At 64.1% G+C, this 22636-nt stretch carries 25 protein-coding genes and 1 riboswitch; of the genes, 5 read left to right on the top strand and 20 right to left on the bottom strand.

Features of this window, described 5'->3' with window-relative positions; translation table 11 throughout:
• Positions 1–341: 341 nt before the first annotated feature.
• The 14 genes from FS777_RS14555 to cobO form a co-directional block, all read right to left on the bottom strand.
• The gene (locus tag FS777_RS14555) at positions 342–893 is read right to left on the bottom strand and encodes a glutathione peroxidase (RefSeq protein ID WP_058639477.1); all 552 of its coding nucleotides are present in this window, start codon (positions 891–893) and stop codon (positions 342–344) included.
• A 46-nt stretch (positions 894–939) separates the two neighbouring features.
• Positions 940–1062, bottom strand: coding sequence for a hypothetical protein (locus FS777_RS21715; protein WP_256675178.1), 123 nt, complete (start codon positions 1060–1062; stop codon positions 940–942).
• Positions 1059–2261 carry an MFS transporter gene (locus FS777_RS14560; RefSeq protein ID WP_058605365.1) on the bottom strand — a complete coding sequence of 401 codons (1203 nt, stop codon included), beginning with the start codon at positions 2259–2261 and terminating at the stop codon, positions 1059–1061. Before FS777_RS14560 ends, FS777_RS21715 begins: the two co-directional genes overlap by 4 nt.
• A 165-nt stretch (positions 2262–2426) precedes the next feature.
• Complete coding sequence (locus FS777_RS14565; protein WP_256675185.1) at positions 2427–3545, bottom strand: glycoside hydrolase family 5 protein; 1119 nt, start codon at positions 3543–3545, stop codon at positions 2427–2429.
• A gap of 231 nt (positions 3546–3776) precedes the next feature.
• Positions 3777–4499, bottom strand: coding sequence for an adenosylcobinamide-GDP ribazoletransferase (locus tag FS777_RS14570; protein ID WP_145256147.1), 723 nt, complete (start codon positions 4497–4499; stop codon positions 3777–3779).
• Position 4500: 1 nt separating this feature from the next.
• Complete coding sequence (cobC, locus tag FS777_RS14575) at positions 4501–5067, bottom strand: alpha-ribazole phosphatase family protein (RefSeq protein WP_145256150.1); 567 nt, start codon at positions 5065–5067, stop codon at positions 4501–4503.
• Complete coding sequence (cobT, locus tag FS777_RS14580) at positions 5064–6119, bottom strand: nicotinate-nucleotide--dimethylbenzimidazole phosphoribosyltransferase (protein ID WP_145256153.1); 1056 nt, start codon at positions 6117–6119, stop codon at positions 5064–5066. Before cobT ends, cobC begins: the two co-directional genes overlap by 4 nt.
• Complete coding sequence (gene cobU / locus FS777_RS14585; protein ID WP_058605360.1) at positions 6116–6637, bottom strand: bifunctional adenosylcobinamide kinase/adenosylcobinamide-phosphate guanylyltransferase; 522 nt, start codon at positions 6635–6637, stop codon at positions 6116–6118. The genes cobT and cobU overlap by 4 nt, the downstream gene beginning before the upstream one ends.
• Position 6638: 1 nt before the next feature.
• Positions 6639–8093, bottom strand: a complete 1455-nt coding sequence (locus FS777_RS14590) for a cobyric acid synthase (protein ID WP_058639483.1) — start codon at positions 8091–8093, stop codon at positions 6639–6641.
• Positions 8090–9082: a threonine-phosphate decarboxylase CobD gene (gene cobD / locus FS777_RS14595; RefSeq protein WP_058639484.1), complete on the bottom strand. Its 993-nt coding sequence runs from the start codon at positions 9080–9082 to the stop codon at positions 8090–8092. Before cobD ends, FS777_RS14590 begins: the two co-directional genes overlap by 4 nt.
• Complete coding sequence (gene cbiB / locus FS777_RS14600) at positions 9075–9983, bottom strand: adenosylcobinamide-phosphate synthase CbiB (protein WP_058605357.1); 909 nt, start codon at positions 9981–9983, stop codon at positions 9075–9077. The genes cobD and cbiB overlap by 8 nt, the downstream gene beginning before the upstream one ends.
• A complete protein-coding gene (bluB, locus tag FS777_RS14605; RefSeq protein ID WP_178091274.1) occupies positions 9980–10636 on the bottom strand; it encodes a 5,6-dimethylbenzimidazole synthase in 657 nt (218 codons plus the stop codon). Before bluB ends, cbiB begins: the two co-directional genes overlap by 4 nt.
• Positions 10627–11922 (bottom strand): cobyrinate a,c-diamide synthase, encoded by a 1296-nt coding sequence (locus FS777_RS14610; protein WP_058639485.1) that lies wholly within the window; start codon positions 11920–11922, stop codon positions 10627–10629. Before FS777_RS14610 ends, bluB begins: the two co-directional genes overlap by 10 nt.
• Positions 11919–12530: a cob(I)yrinic acid a,c-diamide adenosyltransferase gene (gene cobO, locus FS777_RS14615; protein WP_027913925.1), complete on the bottom strand. Its 612-nt coding sequence runs from the start codon at positions 12528–12530 to the stop codon at positions 11919–11921. Before cobO ends, FS777_RS14610 begins: the two co-directional genes overlap by 4 nt.
• A 119-nt stretch (positions 12531–12649) precedes the next feature.
• Positions 12650–12870: riboswitch (cobalamin riboswitch) on the bottom strand.
• Positions 12871–13023: 153 nt separating this feature from the next.
• Between cobO and FS777_RS14620 the strand changes: the two genes are divergently transcribed.
• Positions 13024–14340 (top strand): sorbosone dehydrogenase family protein, encoded by a 1317-nt coding sequence (locus FS777_RS14620; protein WP_145256160.1) that lies wholly within the window; start codon positions 13024–13026, stop codon positions 14338–14340.
• A 6-nt stretch (positions 14341–14346) separates the two neighbouring features.
• Here the strand turns inward: FS777_RS14620 and FS777_RS14625 are convergent, their stop codons facing one another.
• The 5 genes from FS777_RS14625 to FS777_RS14645 form a co-directional block, all read right to left on the bottom strand.
• On the bottom strand, positions 14347–14886 hold the full coding sequence (locus tag FS777_RS14625) for a C40 family peptidase (protein WP_058605353.1): 540 nt from the start codon (positions 14884–14886) through the stop codon (positions 14347–14349).
• A 141-nt stretch (positions 14887–15027) separates the two neighbouring features.
• Positions 15028–15666: a C40 family peptidase gene (locus FS777_RS14630; protein WP_028686867.1), complete on the bottom strand. Its 639-nt coding sequence runs from the start codon at positions 15664–15666 to the stop codon at positions 15028–15030.
• 127 nt (positions 15667–15793) lie between these two features.
• Positions 15794–16501 (bottom strand): DnaA regulatory inactivator Hda, encoded by a 708-nt coding sequence (gene hda, locus FS777_RS14635; protein WP_027913921.1) that lies wholly within the window; start codon positions 16499–16501, stop codon positions 15794–15796.
• A 158-nt stretch (positions 16502–16659) separates the two neighbouring features.
• Complete coding sequence (locus FS777_RS14640; RefSeq protein WP_058639487.1) at positions 16660–17763, bottom strand: AI-2E family transporter; 1104 nt, start codon at positions 17761–17763, stop codon at positions 16660–16662.
• Between the two features lie 11 nt (positions 17764–17774).
• Positions 17775–18842, bottom strand: a complete 1068-nt coding sequence (locus FS777_RS14645; RefSeq protein ID WP_058639488.1) for a DUF2066 domain-containing protein — start codon at positions 18840–18842, stop codon at positions 17775–17777.
• Between the two features lie 286 nt (positions 18843–19128).
• Here FS777_RS14645 and purM point away from each other — a divergent pair, with 286 nt between their 5' ends.
• The 4 genes from purM to FS777_RS14665 all read left to right on the top strand — a co-directional run bounded on the left by purM (position 19129) and on the right by FS777_RS14665 (position 21958).
• A complete protein-coding gene (gene purM / locus FS777_RS14650; protein WP_058639489.1) occupies positions 19129–20187 on the top strand; it encodes a phosphoribosylformylglycinamidine cyclo-ligase in 1059 nt (352 codons plus the stop codon).
• Positions 20187–20840, top strand: a complete 654-nt coding sequence (gene purN / locus FS777_RS14655) for a phosphoribosylglycinamide formyltransferase (RefSeq protein ID WP_058639490.1) — start codon at positions 20187–20189, stop codon at positions 20838–20840. Before purM ends, purN begins: the two co-directional genes overlap by 1 nt.
• An 8-nt stretch (positions 20841–20848) precedes the next feature.
• Positions 20849–21559, top strand: a complete 711-nt coding sequence (locus tag FS777_RS14660; RefSeq protein ID WP_058639491.1) for a DUF3108 domain-containing protein — start codon at positions 20849–20851, stop codon at positions 21557–21559.
• A 216-nt stretch (positions 21560–21775) separates the two neighbouring features.
• On the top strand, positions 21776–21958 hold the full coding sequence (locus FS777_RS14665; RefSeq protein ID WP_023534042.1) for a hypothetical protein: 183 nt from the start codon (positions 21776–21778) through the stop codon (positions 21956–21958).
• A gap of 122 nt (positions 21959–22080) precedes the next feature.
• Here FS777_RS14665 and FS777_RS14670 read toward each other — a convergent pair whose 3' ends face one another.
• A complete protein-coding gene (locus FS777_RS14670) occupies positions 22081–22620 on the bottom strand; it encodes a DUF2058 domain-containing protein (RefSeq protein WP_058639492.1) in 540 nt (179 codons plus the stop codon).
• Positions 22621–22636: the final 16 nt, after the last annotated feature.

Consider the following 22636-nt stretch of genomic DNA (forward strand, 5'->3'; position numbering starts at 1 on the left):
GACAGGCATCCATGCCTGTCACCTCCCTCCGCAAGCCCTGCGCTCGGCCTCCTGAAGTCGCGATCTGCGGCGCCTGAACTACCGCGCGCTTAGAATCAAGAGCAAGAGCGAAACAGCGCATTACTCTAGAACTGATATTCGAGCAGATTCCAAAATTTAAAGCCACACACAACCCCTGCAGGCGCGGCCCATCGCGGCACAAGGCCGCTCCAATCGATTGCAGGCAATTGGCTAAGAACCCTTATGACCTTTCATATATTCATCAGCCACAGATCACTACAGTTCAATGACTCGAAACCACCGCAATTGAACTGAGACCAATAGTTGAGCGCACCAAAAGATCAAGGCTGCGAAGCGATAGCCTTCTCAATCGCTGCCTTAAACTCGGCATCATCCGGTTTCGTCAAACTCGAAAAACTACCAATCACCTTGCCCTGACGATCAATCACATACTTGTAGAAATTCCACTTGGGCGCACTGCTCTGCCTGGCCAACTCCGCAAACATCGGAATCGCATCCTTGCCCCGCACCGCCTGTTCCTTGGTCATGGTGAACGTCACGCCATAATTCGCATAACACACCTTCGCCGTCTTCTCGCTGTCCGCATCCTCCTGCTTGAAGTCGTTCGAAGGCACACCCAGCATCTCCAGCCCACGGCCATGGTACTGTTTGTACACCGCCTCAAGCCCCTCGAACTGCGGCGCAAACCCGCAATAACTGGCCGTGTTGATCACCACCAACGGCTTACCGGCAAACCGCTCGCACAACGCGACCTCACCCTTGCCCCGCAATTCCGGCAACGTACCCTGCAACACGGCCGGGCATTCGGTCGCCCAGCTGGACGCGCTGGCCATCAACGCCAATACCGGCACCACCATCCACTTCACGCTCATGACATCTCGCTCCTGCTCGATCAACCTTGAACTGGCAGCGTAGCGGCTAACAGACGCCCATGCCCAATTGCATGAGCGCCATGCCGCCCTCGTGCCACCCCCACCAGGCCAGCATCAGCACCAAAAGCGCCACCAGCGCAAGAACCATACGGGTCAATACTGGGTTCATGCCGCCGTTACCTGCAAGCGTGCCACAGGCCGTTCACGGACCGGCCAGTTGAGCGCCGCAGCCAAGACACTCAGCAGGATCGCGATCTGCCAGACCAGGTCATAGCTGCCAGTGCGGTCATACACGACGCCACCCAGCCAACCGCCCAGAAACGCCCCGAGCTGGTGGAACAGGAACACGATACCGCCAAGCATCGACAAGTTACGCACGCCGAAGACCGTGGCGACGGTGCCGTTGGTGAGCGGCACCGTGGACAGCCACAACAGGCCCATCGCTATACCGAACAGGTACGCGCTGAATGCACTCACCGGCGCCCAGAGAAACAGCACGATGACGACCGCACGCAGCAGGTAGAGCCCAGTCAGCAAGCGTGGCTTGGACAGGCGCCCGCCCAGCCAACCAGCCGTGAACGTGCCCACGATATTGAACAGCCCCACCAGGGCCAGCACCGTGGTGCCCGTGGTGGCTGGCAGATGCTGGTCCACCAGGTACGCCGGCAGGTGCACCCCGATGAACACCACCTGAAAGCCGCACACGAAAAAGCCCAGCGCCAGCAGCCAGAAACCGGCGTGCCCACACGCCTCACGCAGCGCCTCGCCCAGCGTCTGCTCGTTGCCGTAAGAGGGCAAGGGACGGTCGCGCAACAGGCCTACCAACGGCACGATGAAGGCCACCAGCAGGCCCAGCACCAGCAAAGCCGCCGACCAGCCGAGCCATTGGATCAGGCCGAGGGTGCCGGGCAGCATGGCGAACTGACCGAACGAACCGGCGGCGCTGGCAATGCCCATGGCCATGCTGCGCTTTTCAGGCGGCACGGCCCGGCCGACGACGCCCAGAATGACCGAAAAGGACGTTCCCGACAGGCCAATGCCGATCAACAGGCCGGCGCTCAATGACAACGACCAGGCAGAGTCGGCCATGCCCATCATCGCCAGGCCCACCGCATACAGCACGCCGCCAACCATCACCACCCGCGAGGCGCCAAGGCGATCGGCCAACGCCCCGGCAAAGGGCTGGGCCAGGCCCCAGATCAGGTTCTGCAAGGCGATGGCGAAGGCAAAGACGCCGCGACCCCAGCCAAAATCAGCGCTCATCGGTGCCAGGAACAAGCCAAAGCCGTGCCTGACGCCAAGTGACAGCGCAAGGATCAGCGCCGCCCCAGTCAACACCCATCCACTGGTTCGCCATACAGACGTCATTGTTATTGTCTCCAGCCCATCGCAAGGTCGTCAGGTGCTGCCGTTGATGAAACCTGGCACTGCAAGGCCATCCACCGCCACGTACGCCGAGTCATCAAGGAAGCATTTGGTTACAGCATGAACGCTGAAGCTGACTGACAGCAAGCAGGACGTCAGCGCAGGTCGTCATTGATCTGTCGCCAGTCGCTTGCGGATGGGTTCGAACGCGGGGGTCGCTTGCCGCGGCAGCGGGTCGGCCAACCCCTGGTCGATCGCCTGCCAGTAGCGCCAGGGCACTTTGGCGGTGCCCAATTCGTAGTCCATCCCGTCCCAGCTGTCTTCGCGGAAACTGTAGAACGCCCAGTGCAAGCGGTGCTGATCGAGCACGCCCAGTACGTCCTCCAGGTACTGGCGGCAGCCTGACAGGCGGCGCATGCAGCCAAATTCGCCCACCACCAGGCGGGAACGGGGCACGTTCATGGTATCGGCCCAGTTCAGCGGGGCTTGCAGGTACTGCGCCACGCGCTGGCCGTCCCATTGCTGAAGCTGGCCGGCGAAGGGCACCGCCCCTGGATAGGCCAGCGGCTGCCGGCGGGTCATGTTGGGCGCACTGGTCGCTGCATAGGGTTCGTACATGTGCACGCTGTAGAGCACCCTGTCATCGCGCAGCGGCGCGGGCCAATAGGTGAAGGCATCGGCGGCGGCATACCAGCCCGAATCCACCATGATCGGCGTTACCGCATCCTCCTCGCGTATGGCCGCCGTCAACTGCCGGTACAGCGCCGGCAAATCACGCGCACTGCCTTGCTCGCGCGCATACCAGCGTTGCATGCGCTCCGGGCTGGCATGTTCGGGCAGATCGCTGCGCTTTTCCGGTGCGGGCTCGTTCACCAGGTTGTACGCAGCGACCGCAGGATGATCCTTCAACGCACGGGCGACGTCGCGCCAAAAGTCTGCGGCCTGCGCCCAGTAGGTCTTGTCCTGCCACAGTCGGTCGTCGAAGGTGCCGTTATTGTTCTGCGACCAGCGCATGCCCGGCAATGATAGCGGTGCGATCACCACTTTGAGGCCGGCTCGATGGGCCCGATCCAACACCGACCGCAGGGTAGCCAGGTCGCTGGCGGGCAAGCCGTGGTAGCCATCGGCATTGCCCAATAGAAAGTCCCTGTCCGCAGGTCGCCATTTGTCATAGGACACCCGAACCCAGGTCGCGCCATAAGCCCGAAGGGCATCAAAGTAGGCCTGGTCAGGGGGCAATCGATTGAAGCTGTTGCCCCCATGCCGGGGTTGGTCCCAGAACGCCATGAGGTCGGCTGCCTGGGCGGCAGGTGGAGTGAAGCCCAGCAGGGCCAGGAAGAGCAGCCAATAATGCATCACACACGCCTCTTGGAAACAAGCGCCTGAGGGTAGTGCATTCGGTGAAGGCGTTTTACAGGATTAGTTTGCCGGCTTTTTTTCAGATGATCTTTGCAGAAGGCGCCTTCAGAGTCGTCCTACATAATTGGATAAATCCCAGACCACGTTGCCCCGATTGGCTCACGGGATCATGACAACGCCCAGCAGAACGGTGAGCTCAAGCAGCTCCAGCAGTGCACCTGCGGTATCGCCCGTGGTACCGCCCAGGCGATTGCACATCAGCCTGCGCAAGGCGACGAACACGACCGCCGTCAGCACCATTGCCCAGCCAGCCAATGTCAGGCCCACGCCGGCACAGATCAACAGTACCCACCCTGCTGCGCGGCGGGGCATGTGCTCGGCCAGCGCCTGGCCCAACCCGCCAGGCCGCACATAGGGGGTACACAGGAACAGCCCCAGCAGCGCTGCTCGACCGATGACCGGTGCCAGCATCAGTTGCAGGCCAGCTCCCTGCTCGATCAGTGCCCACAAGGCGCAGAACTTGAGCAGCAGCACCAACACCAGCGTCACCACCGCTGCCGGCCCGCTGCGCGGGTCTTTCATGATCTGCAGCGTGCGTTCGCGATCACCAAACCCGCCTAGCCAGGCGTCTGCGCTATCTGCCAGGCCGTCCAGGTGCAGCGCGCCACTGAGCAGCACCCAGAGGCTCAGCAGCAAGGCGGCATGCAGCGGCGCCGCAACGCCTGCGAGCCAATGGCTGGCCAGCCATAGCAGGAGACCGAACAGCAGCCCGACCAAGGGGTAGTACAACAACGAGCGGCCTACCTGGCGTGGCGTTGGCATGCCGGGCAAGGTGACAGGCAGGCTGCTTAGAAACTGCAGGGCAATCCAGAATGGCAGCATGCTAACCCCCCTCAACCAGCTGGCCATCCTCGCCGACTTGCAAGCGCACCAATGCGCCATGGCCGACTTCCACTTGCAACAGCTGCGCCCTGGGCAGGCCACGGGCGCGGGCCAACAGCAGCCGCATGACACCACCATGGGTGACCAGCAGTACGCGCTTGCCAGCATGCTGGCGGTACAACCCCTCGATGGCCGTCAGGACGCGCTGCGCAAACGCCTGGACCGGCTCGCCATTGGGCGGCGTATAGCCGTAGGGATCAGCCCAGAACTGCCCAAGCGCCTGGGCGTCGTGTTCCATGATCTGCGACGCCGTGCGCCCTTCCCAATCGCCGAAATGCAGTTCTTGCAATGCAGGCTCGCGCTGCACGGGCAGGCCCAGCCTGGCGCCCAGCTCATCGGCAAATCGGCCACAGCGCTGCAATGGCGAACTGACCAATGCCTGCCAAGGCCCTGCGTCGGCCACGGCGGCGCGCATTTGAGCCCAGCCCTTTTCGGTCAGGGCGTCATCGAGGCTGCCACGCAGACCACCTTGCTCGGTTTCCCCGTGGCGCAGCAGGTCGAGCCTCATGCCGGACGGTCCGCCACGGCAGCCTCGGCAAAGGTCGCCATTTGCCCGTGTAGCGCGCAGGCCAGCCGCAGCAACGGCACGGCCAGGGCGGCACCACTGCCCTCACCCAGGCGCAGCCCCAGAGCCAGCAAAGGCTCGGCCTGCAAGGCGCTCAGCACCGTCTGGTGGCCGGGCTCCGCACCCTGATGGGCGAACAACAGCCAAGCGCGGCACTGGGGGTTGAGGCGCACGGCCACCAAGGCCGCCACCGTGCAGATGAACCCGTCCACCAGCACCGCCACACCCGCCTGGGCACACGCCAGATAAGCGCCGGCCAGCGCCGCCAGCTCGAAGCCCCCCACGCAGCCCAGTGCACGCAGCGGTTCATCGGCCGCCAGGCGGTGCAAGGCCAGAGCCCGCTCGATGACGTGCGCTTTGTGCTGCACGCCGGCACTGTCTAACCCAGTGCCTGGCCCGCTCAGCGTGGCTGGCGGACAGGCGAGCAGTACGCTGGCCAGCGCCGCCGCTGCGGTGGTGTTGCCGATACCCATTTCACCGCCGATGAACAGCTGTGCGCCGTGGGCCGCCGCCCGCAGCGCGCTGTCACGACCTGCCTGCAAGGCGGCCTGCAATTGTGCCTCGCTCAGGGCGGGCTCTCGGGCGAAATTGGCCGTGCCGGGGCCAAGGTGCACGTGGCGAACGCCCGGCAGTGCGAGCGTCGGGTCGACCGTGCCGAGGTCGACCACCTCCAAGGTGGCGTGCAGTTGGCGTGCCAGCACACTGATGGCGGCACCCCCGCCGACGAAATTGCGCAACATCTGGCCTGTCACGGCCTGAGGATACGCCGAGACGCCCTCCTCGACCACGCCGTGGTCGCCGGCGAACAGGCTGATCGCAACGTGCTCGAGCACCGGCCGTTCGCAGCCCTGCAGGCCTGCCAGCTGAATGGCGAGCGTTTCGAGCTGGCCGAGCGAACCGGCAGGCTTGGTCAATTGTTGCTGCCGCTCGCGTGCTGCGGCCATGGCCGCACCGTCGATGGGCTGGCAGGGCATCTGCCACCAGACAGGGTTCATGATGCAGGTCCTTTGAGCGTGAGTGGGAGGCCAGCGACCGTGAGGATCACCTGCTGGCAACGTTCGGCCACCGCCTGGTGCACGACACCGGCCAAATCGACGTAACGTCGCGTCAACTCGCCCATGGGCACCACACCCAGGCCAGTCTCGTTACTGACCAGGATGATGTGGCCGGGCAGGTGCTCAAGGCAGCCCAACAGGGCATCACGTTCCTCGGCCAACCGGCGCGGGTCATCCAGCATCAGCAGGTTGGTCAGCCACAGCGTCAGGCAGTCCACCAGCAGGCAGCGGTCAGCAGCAGCTTCGGCCTTTAGTACAGCAGCCAGGGCCAAGGGTTCTTCGATCAACCCCCACTCCACGGGCCGGCGCTGGCGGTGCAGCTGCACCCGCTCATCGAGTTCGCCGTCCAGCGGCTGACTGGTGGCGATATAGGTCACAGGCAAGCCGCAGTCGGCTGCCCGCTGCTCGGCCAGGCGGCTCTTGCCAGACCGGGCTCCGCCGATCACGAACGTACGCACGTCAGGGTACTCCACACAATTGGCGCAGGCGCTGGGTGTCCAGGTGCTTGTCCACCAGGTCAGCCAGGCGTTCGATGTCGCGCTCGCGCAACGCCTCGTAGTCGATCAGTTGCACGTCTTCAAGCCCAGCCCAGCGCAGCAGGGCCGCGCAGGAGGCGCTGCCCTCGAACAACCCGTGCAGGTAAGTGGCCAACACCTGGCCGTCCGTGCTGATGGCACCCTCGCAGCGGCCGTCGGCCAGGCGTACCGCCGGGTGCGCCAGCGCAGGGCCAGTGGTGACACCGGCATGGATCTCGTAACCGGTCACGGGCGATGCGTCCAGGTGCAAGGTTCCGGAGACATTGCGCAACTGCTTGTCGGCTTCCAGCACCGTGGCGTAGTCCAGCAGGCCGAGGCCGGGGCTGGAGCCTGCAGCGCCCTCCAGGCCCAGCGGATCGTGCACCTCGCGCCCAAGCATCTGCAGGCCGCCGCAGATACCGATTACCTTGCCGCCATAGCGCAGATGGCGTTCGATGGCCCTGTCCCAGCCACGCGCGCGCAATTGCGCAAGGTCGCCACGCACGCTCTTGGAACCCGGCAGGATGATCAGGTCCGCTGGCGGCACCGGCTGACCAGGGCCAATGAACTGCAGGTCGACCTGCGGGTGCAGGCGCAGCGGGTCGAAGTCAGTGTGGTTGCTGATGCGTGGCAGCACCGGCACGATCACCTTGAGCACGCGCTGCTGCTTTTCGCTCTGGCGCCGGTCGATGCCGTCCTCGGCTTCAAGGTGCAGGTCGGTGACGTACGGCAGCACGCCTAGCACGGGTTTGCCGGTGCGCTGCTCCAGCCAGTCGAGCCCAGGTTGCAACAAAGCGATGTCGCCCCTGAAACGGTTGATGACAAACCCTTTGATCCGCGCCTGCTCGCTGGGCGACAGCAGTTCGAGGGTACCGACCAGGTGGGCGAACACGCCCCCGCGGTTGATGTCGGCGACCAGGATCACCGGGCAGTCCACGGCTTCGGCGAACCCCATGTTGGCAATGTCGCCGGCCCGCAGGTTGATCTCCGCCGGCGACCCTGCGCCCTCGACCATGACCACTGGCCAGCCCTGGCTCAGGCGCTGGTGCGAGGCCAGCACGGCCTGCATGGCGATGGCCTTGTAATCGTGGTAGGCAACCGCGTTCATGCTGGTCACCGCACGGCCATGGATGATCACCTGGGCGCCTGTATCGCTGTTGGGTTTGAGCAGCACCGGGTTCATGTCGGTGTGCGGCGCCAGGCGACAGGCCTGGGCCTGCACCGCCTGGGCCCGGCCAATCTCGCCACCGTCGGCGGTCACGGCGCTGTTGAGGGCCATGTTCTGCGGCTTGAATGGCACCACGCCGATGCCCTGGCGCAGCAGCCAGCGGCACAGGGCAGTCACCAGGGTGCTTTTGCCGGCATCGGAGGTGGTGCCTTGCACCATCAGGGTCGTCATGTAAGGTCCTTGGGGTAGGCACTCAGGGCCTGGGCCAATCGTCGTTCGTCTGCCTGGCTTGGCGGCAAGCCGAAACGCAAGGCCGCCGGGCGCTCGAACAGGCGCACCAGCACCCCGTGTCGGGCAAGGTGATCGTGCAATCGCGCGGCATGCTCGCACCGCACGTACTGGAACAGGTCACACCCGCCGGCGGGCGCCAGCCCTGCATGGGTGAGCAAAGCCGCCAAGCGTTCGCTGGCATCTGCACAGCGCTGGCGCTGCAGCTGCTGCATGGCCAGGTCGGTCAGGCTGGCCTGGGCCAGCACCCGGCTGGGACCATTGATCGTCCACGGGCCGAGCAGTTCGGTCAGGCGCAGCAGCAAGCTATGCTCTGCGGCCACGAAGCCCAGGCGCACACCGGCCAGGCCGAAGAACTTGCCGAACGAGCGCAGCACGATCAAACCGGGGCGCTCGGCACTTTCCATCACGCTGTTTCCGGGGCTGTTGTCCATGAAGGCTTCATCGACCACCAGCCAACCACCGCGCGCTGCCAGGCGCTGATGCCATCCCAGCAGCGTGGGCGCAGGCACGACACGGCCGGTGGGGTTGTTCGGGTTGACCAAGACCAGGACGTCGAGGTCGTCGAGCGCGTCGTCGACCTGATGCTCATCGAGCTCGAGCAACGCGTGTCCAACGCGCTGCCAGGCATAGGGATGCTCGGCATAACAGGGCGTCAGCACCCCGACCCGGCTCGGGCTGCGCAACAGCGGCAGGGCCTGGATGGCAGCCTGTGAGCCCGCTACGGGTAGCAGTCGCGTGGCGCCGTAGTAGCTACACGCCGCCTGTTCGAGGCCATCGTCTGTTTCCGGTAGCCGTGCCCAGGCTTCGAGTGGGATCGGCGGTATCGGGAAGGACCAGGGCGCAATGCCGCTGGACAGGTCCAGCCACTGCTCGCGGGCGATGCCGTACTGCCGAACCGCGCGCAGCAGCCGGCCTCCATGTTCAAGCATTCAGATAAGCTCCCAGACAGAACACCAACAGCCACAGCCATACCCCACGCTGCACCAGCGTCCAACCGCCCTCGATGGCATCGGGGCTGGCCGGTGGGCCGTCGCCCAGGCGCGGGCGGTCGTGCAGCTGGCCGTGGTACACCGCCGGCCCACCCAATTCAACACCCAGGGCCCCTGCCCCGGCCGCCATGACCGGGCCGGCGTTGGGGCTATCCCACAGTGGCCCCTGGCGCCGCCAGCAGGCCAGCGCCAGACGGGTTTTGCCCAGCACCGCATAAGTAAGCGCGACCAGGCGCGCCGGCACGTAGTTGAGTAGGTCATCGATGCGCGCCGCGCACCAGCCGAAGCGCTCGAAGCGCTCGTTGCGATAGCCCCACATGGCATCGAGGGTGTTGCTCAGTCGATAAAGCACCACCCCTGGCGCCCCGGCCACAGCAAACCAGAACAAGGCGGCGAATACGGCATCGCTGCCGTTTTCCAGCACCGACTCAGTGGCTGCCCGCGCTACCGCCGTCTCGTCCAGCTCACGGGTTTCACGGCTGACCAGATACCCCACCCGCCGCCGTGCTTCTTCCAGATCCCCCTGGCGCAGGGCCGTGGCCACCGGCAGCACATGTTCGCCCAGGCTGCGCAGCCCCAGGGCGCAGTACAACGCCAGCACATCGACCAGCCAGCCGATCACAGGCAGCCAGGAGAGCATGAGGGCCAGCAAGGTCAGGGGCACCACCGCCAGGAACCAGGCGCTCACACCATGACTGCGCCAACCACGCCCGCCGGCATTGAAGCGCCGCTCAAGGCTGCTGGCCATGTTGCCGAACGCAACCAGCGGATGGCGCCGCCGGGGCTCGCCGAACAATGCATCCAGGGCCACACCGGCCACGGTCAGCAACGCCACGCTCATGCGCCTTCTCCCCAACGGTTTTCAAACAGCATCTGGTGCAACGGCCGTTCTTCGGCCCAGTTCTGCATGACCAGCATGGGTGCAGGGTAGAATGCCGCCACCGGCCCCAGGCACAGCACGGCCACGGGTTTGGCGCCGCTGGGCATGCCAAGCAACGCTGCCAGCGCATTGGGATCGAACAGCGATACCCAGCCCATGCCCAGCCCTTCGGCACGGGCGGCCAGCCAGAGGTTCTGGATGGCGCAGGCGAGCGAGGCCAAGTCCATCTCAGGCAGCGTGCGGCGCCCGAAAATGTGGGGCTCACGGTTGTCCATCAAGGCGGCGACCCACAGTTCGGCGCAATCGTTGATGCCCTCTACCTTGAGCTTCATGAATTCGTCCGAGCGCTCGCCCAGCGCCTGTGCAGTCAACGCCCGCTCGGCCTCCACCAGTGCCTGGATGCGCCCACGCAAGGCCCGCTCGGTGATGCGGATGAACCGCCATGGCTGCATCAAGCCCACGCTCGGTGCCTGGTGGGCTGCGCTGAGTAACCGTGTCATGACCTGCGGCGCCACCTCGCCTTGAACGAAATGGCGCATGTCGCGCCGCTCGCCGATGGCGCGATAGACCGCGGCACGCTCCTGGTCGCTGAACGCATGCTCGCTCATGGGCAAAGCAGCGCTGCGGCCGCCTCCGGGTTGGAGGGGAAGTAGAAGTGCACGTAGGACGCGGTCAAGCGGCCCAGCCGATACACGGCTTCGTTGCCGCGCCCGCCGTTGGGGCTCAACCCACGTGCCAGCGGCTTGAGCGCAGTGCTGGTCAGGGAGTGGTGGTAGGTATGGCCGCGCAGTGTGCCCTCGGGCAGCTCGACCGCTTGCAGGGCCAGGGCCGCCAGGCGCTTTTGCATGGTCGCTTCACCTGGCAGCAACCCGAGCAACTCGACCCTGTCCCCGGCCACGTCGGTCAGCGCGTCGAGCAGATACAGCATGCCGCCGCATTCGGCCAGCAGTGGCTTGCCTTGGGCGTGATGGGCGCGGATGGCCTGGCACATTGAGGTATTGCGCGCCAGGGCATGATGGTGCAACTCGGGGTAACCGCCGGGCAGGTACAGGCTGTCCACTTCGGGCAGCTGCGCATCATGCAGGGGGGAGAAAAACTGCACCTGTGCGCCTAGACGGCGCAACAGGTCCAGGTTGGCGCCATAGAGAAAGGCAAAGGCTTCGTCGCGGGCTACACCGATACGTACACCCGCCAAGGTAGCCTGGGCGGATAGCGGATCGGCCGGCTCGAAGGTGACGGCCGGTGGCAACGCGGCATCGCAGCTGGCGCCCAATGCTTGGGCAGCAGCGTCCAGACGTGCGTCCAGGTCGTTCAACTCGCTGGCCTGCACCAACCCCAGGTGACGGCTGGGCAGTTCGATGCCGCGCTCGCGGGACAAGCCGCCATACCAACGCAGGCCCTCCGTCAGGCTGCCTTCGAGCAGTTGCGCATGACGCAGGCTGCCCACCCGGTTGGCCAACACTCCGGCAAACGGCAGGTCCGGCTGATAACGCGCCAGGCCCAGGGCCAGCGCGCCAAAGGTCTGGGCCATGGCCGTACCATCAATCACCGCCAGCACCGGCACGCCGAAGTGACGCGCCAGGTCGGCACTCGAAGGGGTGCCGTCGAACAGCCCCATCACCCCTTCGATGAGGATCAGGTCGGCTTCACCTGCCGCCTCCCAGAGCAGCCGGCGGCTCTCCCCGGCACCGATCATCCACAGGTCGAGCTGGCGAACGGGTGCACCGCTGGCACGTTCGAGAATCATGGGGTCAAGAAAGTCAGGCCCGCATTTGAACACCCGCACCTTGCGGCCCAGATTCCGGTGCAGGCGCGCCAGCGCGGCAGTGACCGTGGTCTTGCCTTGGCCAGAGGCCGGTGCGGCAATCAGAACGGCGGGGCAATGGCGGGCCTGGCTCACAGCTCGACGCCCTTCTGGGCACGGATACCGGCCTGGAACGCGTGCTTGAGCATACCCATTTCGGTCACGGTGTCGGCCAGCTCGACCATTTCCGGCTTGGCCGCGCGACCGGTGACGATGACGTGCTGCATGGGAGGGCGGGCCTGGATGTCCGACAGCACCTGGTCCAGATCAAGGTAGCCGTGCTTGAGCGCGATGTTGAGCTCGTCGAGCACCACGAACTGCACCGCAGGATCCTGCAGCAGTTGCCGGGAGACGGCCCACGCCGCTTCTGCCGCCGCAATGTCACGCTGGCGGTCCTGCGTCTCCCACGTGAAGCCCTCGCCCATCACGTGGTAGCGCACCTGTTCGGGAAAGCGCCTGAAGAACAGCTCTTCGCCGGTGCTGTTGCGGCCCTTGATGAACTGCACCACGCCGCACTGCATGCCGTGGCCCAGGGCCCGGGCCAGCATGCCGAAGGCCGAGCTGCTCTTGCCCTTGCCATTGCCGGTGAGCACCAGCAGCAGGCCGCATTCGTTAGGGGAGTTGGCAATGCGCTCGTCAATGACCGCTTTCTTGCGCTGCATCCGTGCCAGATGGCGTTCGTCGCGCTCGGTGGCGTCGCTCATGGGAAGTTCTCCGCTGGCTGACACCACGATCGAGCGCCGTGTCAGGGAATGGGCAGGCAAACGGAGCGCGCGCAGGGGCATTGGCCAAAGCCAGAGTGCACCGCGCATCACCCTCCGTGATGCCGTTGGCAGTATCAGGCCGGTCTCCGGGCTCGTGAGCGGGCCACTGGCCCTGACCTGCGCGCCTTCCCGGGGATCGTACCCAGTGGCCCTGCGCGGCCGTCTCTCACCTACCGTTGCGGGGGCAGCGCCGGAATCGCACCCTGCGGGCGCTCACCGACTTCCCAGTTTCACCCTGGCCAGACGTGGCTGGCGGGGCACCTGAAACACGCGCGAAGGTTAGAGGGTTGCACCCGGAGCGTCAATCGACGCGGCTCGCCTGGCGGCACAGCAGCGATCGCCGAGCCGCCGATGCAGCCCCTGCCGCCTGTGCGAATGAACCCGCGGCATTCCCTACCCTCTGAATCAATAGAACCTGCCGAGGACGCCGACCATGAACCGCGTGGCACTGCCTGTTGCACTTGTTGTAAGCCTGGGCTTGAGTGGCTGCGGCGAAAGGGCGCGTTATACGGTGGCCGACGGCAGCGGCCCCACACCGCAGCTGCCCTCCCCTGCCAAAACCCTGCTACCCACCGTGAACATCGCGCCAGCCGTCGGCTGGCCCGCCGGACGCATGCCCCAGGCTGCACCCGGGTTGCAGGTGTCGCGCTTTGCCGGTGACCTCGACCATCCGCGCTGGCTCTATGTGCTGCCCAATGGCGACGTGCTGGTGGCAGAAACCAACGCACCTGCCAAACCCGAAGACGCCAAGGGTATCCGCGGATGGGCCATGAAGCGGGTCATGGCACGCGCGGGGGCCGCCGTGCCCAGCCCTGATCGCATTACCCTGTTGCGCGACGCGGACCAGGACGGCGTTGCGGAAATCCGCCATACCTTTGCCGACGGGCTGAACTCACCCTTTGGCATGGCGCTGGTAGGCACCGATTTTTACGTGGCCGATACGGATAAACTGCTGCGTTTTCACTACCAGCCCGGTGCACGCCAAGTAACCGGTCCGGCAGAGGTGGTCACCTCACTGCCAGCCGGCCCGTTGAATCACCACTGGACCAAGAATGTCATCGCAAGCCCCGATGGACGGCGCCTCTATGTCACCGTGGGCTCGAACAGCAACGTGGGTGAAAACGGCCTCGATCAGGAGCAGGGGCGCGCCGCGATCTGGGAGATCGACCCCAGCACAGGAAAGCACCGCCTGTTCGCCACCGGCCTGCGCAACCCCAACGGGCTTGCCTGGGAGCCTCACAGTGGCGCGCTCTGGACCGCAGTCAACGAACGTGACGAAATCGGCAGCGACCTGGTACCGGATTACATCACTTCGGTACAAGCAGGTGGATTCTATGGTTGGCCCTATAGCTACTATGGCCAGCACGTGGATGAGCGCGTGCAGCCCCAGGACCCTGCCAAGGTCGCCCAGGCACAGGTACCCGACTACGCCGTGGGGCCGCATACCGCTTCACTGGGGTTGGCCTTCGCCGGGCCGGGTGTGTTGCCGGCGCGTTTTGGGGAAGGTGCATTGATTGGCCAGCATGGGTCCTGGAACCGCAAGCCCCACAGCGGCTACAAGGTGATATTCGTACCCTTCGACGCCTCGGGAAAGCCGTCGGGCAAGCCCATGGACGTGCTCGATGGGTTCCTGAATGAAAGCGGCCAAGCCATGGGCCGCCCCGTGGGGGTTGCCCTGGATGGCCACGGGGCCGTGCTGGTAGCTGACGATGTGGGCAATACCATCTGGCGCGTCAGCAAAGCTCGGTGATCGGGCTCAGGGGTTCTGTGCCAGGTGCCCTTGTGGGATGACCCGCTTGGCCTGCAGGTAGGCCTTGGCCCAGTAGCTGTTTGACAGATAGTCCAACCGCACCGTACCGCCGGTGCGGGGCGCATGCACGAAGCGCCCGTCCCCTACATAAATGCCAGCATGGCTCACCTGCGAACCGCCACTGGTCGCGAAGAACACCAGGTCACCGGACTGCAAGGACTTCACATCCACAGTAGGCGCACGCATGCCGATCATCTCCCGCGTGGAGCGCGGCAGGCTGATGCCGGCGGCATCGCGGTAGACGTACTTGATCAGACCACTGCAGTCGAAACCCGAATCGGGCGTATTGCCGCCCCAGCGGTAGGGCGTGCCAACCAGACCAATGGCGCGAATCAGTACGTCATCGGCAGTGGGCGAGAAGCTGGGTTGGCTATAGGTAACCTGAGGCTGCACGACCCGTGTAGGGGCAGGTGCCTGGGGTTGGCTCGAGCAGGCCGCCAGTAAGGCTGCCAGGGAAATGAAAGCGAAGCGCGCCATCGTTGTCATGGCCAAAACATCCTGTATGGGAACGCTGGGCCGCAGCGGGATAGAGTTGAGAAATTAGATTAGACGCTTTCTGTAAATACGCACGGCGTCGAGCTTTTTTGCAAAGCAGCGACGCCGTGGTTAGGACACATCAGATTGCCATTAGTTGCGCGCGATATGAGTCGGCGCCATGGCCAAGGCACGTTTGGCCTCAAGGAAGGTCTTGCTCCAGTAACGGTCACCGAGGCTATCGATGCGCACACCACCGCTACGACGGCTGCTGGAGTGGATGAACTGGTTGTCGCCCAGGTAAATCCCGGCATGGCTGACACGGCCACGGCCGTTGGTACTGAAGAACAGCAGGTCGCCTGGCTTGAGTTTGTTGCGCGCCACCTTCGGCGCATCGACGTTGATCATCTCGCGAGTAGAACGCGGCAAGGTCATGCCTGCCTCCTCGCGGAACAGGTAGCCGATGAAGCCGCTGCAATCGAAGCCGGATTGTTCCGAGGTACCGCCAAAGCGATAGCGGGTGCCGATCAACGACATGCCGCGCTCCAGAATGCTGTCGGCCAGCACTGGCAACTGATAGGGCTTGCTGCTGGAGAAGACCTCCAGTTCATCGTCGGTAGCCACTTCCTGGGGTTCGCCAAACACTGGCGAAGACGAGGCCTTGGCCTTGATCGCCGGCTGTACGGCGACCGGGGTGTGATCCTGGGGCTGGGATACCGGGCCTTGGGCCGCACAGCCAAAAAGCAGGGTCACGAGTGCGAGTGGCACGAGGGGTGCGAAGCGCTTGAGCATGGGCACAACCGTGTCTGTAATCCTTTAGTGGGGTGGAACTATGCCCACTATAAGTTCCATTTGCAAATTTTATCGAAAAAGATGTGACTTTTCCGTGGGATGGCTCTGGCCCCGTGTTTCCAGGGGCTTACCAGCCGAGGGTTTCCTTCAGGAAAGGAATGGTGAGTTTGCGCTGGGCTTGCAGGGAAGCCTGATCGAGCCGTTCCAGCAGATCGAACAGCGCACTCATGCTGCGCGCGCCGCGGGTGAGGATGAAGTGACCCACTTCGTCGGTCAGGTGCAGGCCGCGCCTGGATGCCCGCAATTGCAAGGCACGTAGCTTGTCTTCGTCAGACAGGCCGCGCATCTGGAACACCAGGGCAAGGGTGAGACGGGATTTCAGGTCAGGCAGCTTGACCGGCAATTCCCGCGGGGAAGCGGAGGCTGCCAGTAGCAGTCGACGGCCGCTGTCGCGCAGGCGGTTGAACAGGTGGAACATGGCCTCCTCCCAGTCCGGCTTGCCGGCAATGACGTGCAGGTCATCGATGCACACCAGCTCGTACTGGGCCAGGTAGTCCAGAAGACCGGTACCGCGCTCGAGCAGCTGCGCCAACGGCAGGTAGACGGCAGGCTCGCCCCGCTGCTGGAAGCGATGGGTGGCCGCTTGCAGCAGGTGCGTGCGGCCCACGCCTTGTTTGCCCCACAGATAGATGAGGCTCTCGGTCCAGCCGGCGTCGGCTTCGCAAAGCCGCTCGACATACCCCAACGCAGCGGCATTGGCGCCCGGATAGTAGTTGATGAAGGTGGCGTCGTCGCGCAGGCGCACACCCAGGGGCAACTGGATCGGTGGTTTCATGCTCGCGGGCGGTCGACAGGACCGCTGGGGGCCTTTTGTGGACAATCGGCAAAGTCTATACCTGCCAAGCGGGGTGCACAATGACGCCGCTGCAGAGTCCAAGCAAAATCAATGGGTTGCACTATCGCCGCAGCAACCGAGGCTCACCTGCCGGCCTGTCACGGCTGGTCGGGTGCAGGGGGATCGAGGTGGACGGGAGCCGGCGCATCCCCTGCATACATGTCCGACTCCTTGTACAAGCCGTGCACGTGGCGCAGCAGCACCATGATGACCGCCGCCACCGGAAGCGCGAGCAGCACGCCTGTGAAACCGAACAGCTCTCCGCCGGCCAGGATGGCGAAGATCACCGCCACAGGGTGCAAACCGATCCGGTCGCCTACCAACAGAGGTGTCAGCACCATGCCCTCCAGTGCCTGACCGACCATGAAGACCGCGACGATGCCGAGCATGGGATACAGATCGCCACCGAACTGGAACAGCCCTGCCACCAGCGCCGCACCGATGCCAATGATGAAGCCCATGTACGGGACGATGGCCGCCAGGCCTGCCAGCATGCCGATCAACAACCCCAGTTCAAGACCCACCAGCATCAAGCCTGCCGAATAGATGATGCCCAACGCGACCATCACCAGCAGTTGCCCACGCACGAACGCACCCAGCACCTCATGGCACTCGCTGGCCAGCCCAACGATTTGTGGCTCCCTCTGGCGCGGCAACAAGCTGCGCAACTTGGCCATCATCAAGTCCCAGTCACGCAACAGGTAGAACCCGACCACGGGGATCAGCACCATGTTGGCCACCCAGGCCATTAACGCCAGGCTGGAGGCCGTTGCCTGGGACAAGAGCATGCTGACGATATCGGTGGTTTGCCCCATGTGCGCGCCGATGGCCGCTTTGATCTTGTCGAATTTCCAGAACCCGTCGGCAAGGCCCAGACGCCCCTGCACCCATGGCAAGGCGACATGTTCGAGCCAGTCAAGCATCTGCGGCGCCAGCGCGTACAGGCGCACCAACTGCTTGGCCAACATGGGGATGAGCACGAGCAACAGTGCAAGCATCAGCAGCGTGAACAGCCCGAACACCACCACTACGCCCCAGGTCCGCGACAAACCCAGGCGCTCCAGGCGATCGACCAGCGGGTCGGCCAGGTACGCCAGCAGAATGCCGACCAGAAACGGCGTGAGAATATTGTGCAGGCTATAGAGTAGGGCGATAGCGATCAATGCCACGCCCAGCCAGATCCAACGACGCATGTCAGTCATGAACGACCCTCTTACCAACTAAAGCGCAAGCCATCGAACGGTTCGGTGGCGGCAGCAGGCGACACCGGTGGCTCGTTTGTGGACGTACCCACTGACCCAAGGATCACCTGCGGCGCAGGTGCCTGCTCGGCTGGGACTTCCCTGAGCTTGGCCAATGCCAGCTGAGCCCGGAGTTGTTCGCGGCTGGCGGTGACCGAATAGGTCAGCACGTCGCCGTCGACCCGCTTCAACTGCGCGCCGTAGGACTCCAGCACCCGGGCCAGCTCAGCGTAGCGCGGCAGGTTCATGCCCTGGACCTGCATCTGCACCTGACCACTGGCCCCGGGACGCGTTACGTAGCGCGGTGCCAGCCGCGTGCTCACGGCAAGCATCACGGCGTCGGCCAGCGCTGCCGGGTCCGCTCCTTCGGCACTGCCCTGCTCGCGCCCCTCGCCCAGCCACAATTGCCATTTGCCTTGCCATTTGCCGTCGATCTCCTGGGCGTGCACGGCCAACACGGCATCGGCGCCGTAGCGCTGGGAGACCTCACGCAGCGGCCCGGGATCCTTGGCTTCGATATGCTTGGCGTCGGCCACCAGTTGCTCCTGCAGATCGGCCAGCGGCAGACGCAGCGGCAAGCCCCGGTGACGGGCCGCGCGCCGCAACGGCTGGGCGCTAGGCTGGCCGTCCCCTACCAGGCTAGTGCCGTCAACACTCTCGACGAGCCACCAACCCAGAATCGACGGGCGATTGCTGCCCCACAGACTGAGGCCCGCCTTGCGCAGGGCACGCTCGGTGCTGCCGGGGTCGAACTCGACCCGGACGGTTTCGGGCGGGCCAGCGTCGCTGCCCACCTGGTTGACGATCGGTTGCGGATCCTTGCGCAATGCCGCCAGCGCCGGGTTCTGCACGGCCTTGGGGTCGCCGGTCAGGCGCAGCACCAGGGTGTCGAAGGCCTGGCTGGTCGCCGCCGCACGCGCCTCGGCGCCCTGCCCGGCCACCGGCTCGCGCACCTGATAAAGGCCGGAGACGTTCTCGGCCTGGGCCGCCCCTGCGATCAACCACAGACATCCCATGACCCAAGTAGTGAACAAGCGCATCGTTGTGTCCTTGTGCTCTGGAACGGCGAGTTTCAAGCTTCAGCACTCATACCTCAAGCGGCACGGTTAAAGGTAGCACCGGCAAGGCCAGGCTTCTGGCGATCTTGCACCGGCGAGAGCCCTAAATTCACCTGCCCGTCGGCCGGAGGATGGCCGCTGCACGGCAACCCTGATAAAATCGCGCGCCTTCACAGACCACTGATGTCACGGTTAGCCGCTGCATGGCTGCCGGCCCTTGCCGTCAGGGTCGTTTTTACGAATCCCTCCCTCCTAAAGGCCTGGATCAATGAGCAAGCAACCCTCCCTGAGCTACAAGGACGCCGGTGTAGACATCGACGCCGGCGAAGCACTGGTCGAACGCATCAAGGGCGTGGCAAAACGCACCGCACGCCCTGAAGTCATGGGTGGCCTGGGCGGCTTCGGCGCCCTTTGCGAGATCCCGGCTGGCTACAAGCAGCCGGTGCTGGTCTCCGGCACCGACGGCGTGGGCACCAAGCTGCGCCTGGCGCTGAACCTGAACAAGCACGACAGCATCGGCCAGGACCTGGTCGCCATGTGCGTGAACGACCTGGTGGTCTGCGGTGCCGAGCCGCTGTTCTTCCTGGACTACTATGCCACCGGCAAGCTCAACGTGGACGTGGCGGCTACCGTGGTCACCGGTATCGGCGCAGGTTGCGAACTGGCAGGCTGCTCGCTGGTCGGCGGCGAAACGGCCGAGATGCCGGGCATGTACGAAGGTGAAGACTACGACCTGGCAGGCTTCTGCGTAGGCGTGGTGGAGAAGGCCGAAATCATCGACGGCTCGCGCGTGGCCACCGGCGATGCGCTCATCGCCCTGCCATCCTCGGGCCCGCACTCCAACGGTTACTCGCTGATCCGCAAGATCCTCGAAGTCTCGGGCACAGACGTCGAAAGCACCCAGCTCGACGGCCAGCCGCTGACCGAACTGCTGATGGCGCCAACGCGCATCTACGTCAAGCCGCTGCTGCAACTGATCAAGAACACCGGCGCGGTCAAGGCCATGGCCCACATCACCGGTGGCGGGCTGCTGGACAATATCCCGCGCGTACTGCCGGCCAATGCCCAGGCGGTCATCGACGTGGCCAGCTGGAAGCGCCCAGCCGTCTTCGATTTCCTGCAGGAAAAGGGCAACGTCGACGAGCATGAAATGCACCGCGTGCTCAACTGCGGCGTGGGCATGGTGATCTGCGTAGGCCAGGACCAGGTCGAAACCGCCCTGAGCGAACTGCGCAACGCCGGTGAACAGCCTTGGGTCATCGGCCACATCACCGAGGCCGCAGAGGGCGCTGCCCAGGTCGAGCTGCAGAACCTCAAGGCACACTGATGCCGAGCAAGTCCTGCAATGTGGTGGTATTGCTGTCGGGTTCCGGCAGCAACCTGCAAGCGCTGATCGACAGCTGCGCCATCCCGGACAGCGCCGTGCGCATTGGCGCGGTCATCTCCAACCGTGCCGATGCCTACGGGCTGCAGCGTGCAGCCGCTGCCGGTATTGACACCGCGGTCCTTGACCATACCGGCTTCCAGGGCCGCGAAGCCTTCGATGCGGCCCTGGTGGCCTGTATCGATGGGTTCGCTCCGGACTTGGTGGTGCTGGCGGGTTTCATGCGTATCCTCAGTGGCGACTTCGTGCGCCACTACCAAGGTCGCCTGCTCAACATCCACCCTTCGCTGCTGCCTCGCTACAAAGGGTTGCACACCCATAGACGCGCCCTGGAAGCAGGGGATGTCGAGCACGGGTGCAGTGTCCACTTTGTCACCGAGGAACTCGATGGGGGCCCGTTGGTCGTACAGGCTGTCGTGCCGGTGGCACCCGATGACACGGTCCAAAGCCTGGCTCAGCGGGTTCACACACAGGAACACGTCATCTACCCAATGGCTGTTCACTGGTTCGCCAACGGCCGCTTGCGTCTTGGCGAACAAGGTGCATTACTGGATGGCCAGCCCCTGTCGGCCAGCGGTCATTTGATTCGATCCTAGGAGATACTATGCGTCGTGCCCTGCTCTTGGCTCTTGCCGTGCTTGCCCTGCCCCTCCAGGCAGCAGACCTGAAGCCGTTCTCGGCCAGCTACACCGCCGACTGGAAGCAACTGCCCATGAGCGGTACCGCCGAACGTAGCCTGGTCAAGAATGCCGATGGTACCTGGGACCTGAACTTCAAAGCGTCGATGATGATCGCCAGCCTGACCGAGCAAAGCTCGCTGCGCCTGGATAACGACACCTTGCTGCCGCAGCGTTACCACTTCGAGCGCGGCGGTCTTGGCAAGGCCAAAAAGGTCGACCTGAACTTCGACTGGGCTGCCAAGAAAGTGACCGGCAGCGATCGTGGCGATGCCATCACCCTGCCGCTCAACCGTGGGGTGCTCGACAAGTCGTCCTATCAGCTGGCGCTGCAGCACGATGTTGCCGCTGGCAAGAAGAGCATGACCTACCAGGTGGTCGATGGTGACGAGATCGACACCTATGACTTCCGCGTACTGGGTACTGAGAAAGTCACCACCAAGACCGGCCAGGTGGATGCCGTCAAGGTCGAACGTGTGCGTGATCCAAGCCAGAGCAAGCGCATCACCGAGCTGTGGTTTGCCAAGAACTGGGACTACTTGCTGGTGCAATTGCGCCAAGTGGAAACCGATGGCAAGGAATACGTGATCGTCCTGCAGGACGGCACGGTCGATGGCAAGTCGGTTAAAGGTAACTGACACTCAAGCTTGTCGGCGTTGAGCCATAACGCAACACCAAGCCCCGCCCCGTGCGGGGCTTTTATTTGGGCGGGCATAAAGCAGTCGGGCCTAGGCATACCATGGCTACATGAAACTTGTTTCATGGCCGTTTTATTTACTTAGGCTGCTAACAAACTCTATAAATAAGGCGTGCGACAGACTGTCGCACCCAACCAGAAAAAGTGGAGTTTAACGATGACAGTTCAAGTGACCGAACGCGACGAATCGAAAATGTCCCACGAAGGCCTGGCCGCAGGCGTGCGGATCTGGGATGTGCACCAGCAGGGCCAGTTGGTCGGGATGTTCCACAACGAACATGAGGCGCAACAGTACCGTGTCGAACTGGAAGACCTGGAAAAGCAGCGCACCACACAGTGACAGCGATCTTCAGAAAACCGTGACGTGAATACCCGTTATGGCGCCAGGGGCCGCCTTGCGGCCCATCGCCGCACAATGCGGCCCTGACCACCCGGTGGACGTTCAGACAGGGCCTTGCAGCATTACCACATCAGATCGTCAGGGATCTTGTACGCCGCATACGGATCGTCGTCGTCGGCTTCCTCGACATGGGTATTGAGCAGCAATACCCGGCCCGGGTCGCGTTCCTGGATCTTGACGGCCGCCTCGCGGGGAATGACCTCATAGCCGCCCCCGTAGGACACCACCGCCAGCGCACCATGGCTCAATTTGCTGCGCATCAGGGCATTGACCGCGATACGCTTGACCTTTTTGTCGTCGACGAAGTTGTAGTAATCCTCGGTCGTGAGCTTGGGCAGGCGGGTCGCTTCGATCAGTTGCTTGATCTGCGCGGCGCGTGCCTTCTTCTCGGCTTTTTCCTGCTGTTCACGGTTGAGCGCCTGGTCACGCTTGGCCTTTTCGGCCATGGCTTCCTTGGCCAGCCGCTGCTGGGTATCGTCCACCTCGACCTGGCCTTTGTGCTCCAGGCGCTTCTGTTTCTTTTCAGCCTTGTTGGCCTGAGAAACCTGTTTCTGGTTGACCAGCCCGGCTTTGAGCAATTGGTCGCGAAGGGAAAGGCTCATGAATGTTCACTCACTT

This window comes from Pseudomonas sp. DE0157, from assembly GCF_007678615.1.
In the GTDB taxonomy this organism is placed as follows: Bacteria; Pseudomonadota; Gammaproteobacteria; order Pseudomonadales; family Pseudomonadaceae; genus Aquipseudomonas; species Aquipseudomonas parafulva_B.